This is a genomic window from Methylomonas sp. BG-2, from assembly GCF_057766305.1.
In genome coordinates this window covers 1-2,004 of record NZ_JBYMAP010000407.1, presented here as the reverse complement: position 1 = coordinate 2,004, position 2,004 = coordinate 1, and the positions used below count along the sequence as shown (strand labels likewise).

General features: G+C 62.6%; 1 protein-coding gene. It reads right to left on the bottom strand.

The features are described from left to right. Positions 1 to 2,004: transketolase (gene tkt, locus AC3B8H_RS20705; RefSeq protein ID WP_488443407.1), on the bottom strand; the 2,004-nt coding region annotated here is incomplete at its 3' end.

Below are 2,004 nucleotides of genomic sequence, written 5' to 3'. Positions count from 1 at the left end.
GGCTTCCACATTAGCGACGACATTATCCACGGTAAAGCCGAACTCCTTGAAGAGTTGGCCGGCCGGGGCCGATTCGCCGAAACGGTCCAGGCCCACCACGCGACCTTGGCTGCCCGCGTATTTCCACCAGCTGTCGGTCACGCCGGCTTCGACCACCACGCGCGCGGTCACGCTCGGCGGCAAGACGCTGTCTTTGTACGCCTGGTCTTGCGCTTCGAAGACGTTGGTGGACGGCATCGATACCACGCGGATGTTTTTGCCTTTGGCGCTCAGCGCTTCGGCCGCTTTCACCGCCAGTTCGACTTCGGAGCCGGTGGCGATGATGATCGCGTCCGGGCTGCCTTCGCCGCTCAGGATATAGCCGCCTTTGGCGATCGCGTCGATCTGGGCTTGGCTGCGCGGCACGTGCGGCAGGTTTTGCCGGGAGAAGATCAGCGTGCTCGGGCCGTCGGTGCGTTCGATCGCGGCTTTCCAGCTGACTGCCGATTCCACCGCGTCGCACGGCCGCCAGACTTGCATGTTGGGGATCATGCGCAACGTGGCGGTTTGTTCGATCGGTTGGTGGGTCGGGCCGTCTTCGCCCAGGCCGATGGAGTCGTGGGTGTAGACGAAGATGGTCGGCGCTTTCATCAGCGCGGCCATCCGCAACGCGTTACGGGCGTATTCCGAGAACATCAGGAAGGTGGCGCCGTAGGGTTTGAAGCCACCGTGCAGGGCGATGCCGTTCATGATGGCGCTCATGCCGAATTCGCGCACGCCGTAGTAGGCGTAGTTGCCGTCGTGGCCGCTGGCGTTGATGTCTTTGCAGCCTTTCCACAGGGTCAGGTTGGAGCCGGCCAGGTCGGCGGAACCGCCCAGCAGTTCGGGCAGCAACGGGCCGAAGCCGTTCAGGGTGTTTTGCGAGGCTTTGCGGCTGGCGATGGTTTCGGCTTTGGCGTTGACGTCGGCGATGAAGGCGTTGGCTTTTTCGCTCCAGTCGGCAGGCAGCTGGCCTTTGACGACGCGGCGTTCGAATTCGGCGGCCAGGGCCGGATGCGCGGCTTGGTAGGCGGCGAATTGGGCGTTCCAGGCGGCTTCGCGTTCAGCACCCTTGGCTTTGGCGTCCCAGCCGGCGTAGATGTCGGCGGGGATTTCGAACGGGGCGTGCGGCCAACCGAGTTTTTCGCGGGTGGCGGCGACTTCGGCTTCACCTAAGGCTGCGCCGTGGCATTCTTCCTTGCCTTGTTTGTTCGGCGAGCCGAATCCGATGATGGTTTGGCAGCAGATGATCGACGGTTTGTCGGTGACGCTTTTGGCTTCTTCGATGGCTTTTTTGACCGCTTCCGGGTCGTGGCCGTCGACTTTGGGGATGACGTGCCAGCCGTAGGCTTCGAAGCGTTTCGGGGTGTTGTCCAGGAACCAGCCGTGGACGTCGCCGTGGCCGCGGACTTCGCCGTCGATGGAGATGTTGTTGTCGTCGTAGATGGCGATCAGTTTACCCAGGCCCATGGAACCGGCCAGCGAGCAGGCTTCGTGGGAGATGCCTTCCATCAGGCAGCCGTCGCCCAGGAACACGTAGGTGTGGTGGTCGACGATGTCGTGGCCGGGGCGGTTGAACTGACCGGCCAGCGCGCGCTCGGCGATGGCGAAACCGACGGCATTGGTGATGCCTTGGCCCAAGGGGCCGGTGGTGGTTTCGACGCCGTCAGTGTAGCCGTATTCGGGGTGACCCGGGGTTTTGGAGTGCAGTTGGCGGAACTGTTTCAGTTCCTCGATCGGCAAGTTGTAGCCCGACAGGTGCAACAGCGAGTAAATCAGCATGGAGCCGTGACCATTGGACAGCACAAAGCGGTCGCGATTCGGCCATTTGGGGTTGGTGGGGTTGTGGCTTAGAAAATCGTTCCACAATACTTCAGCGATGTCGGCCATGCCCATCGGCGCACCAGGGTGGCCGGAGTTGGCTTTTTGGACCGCGTCCATGCTGAGTGCGCGTATGGCGTTCGCTAAGTCTCGGCGCGAAGGCAT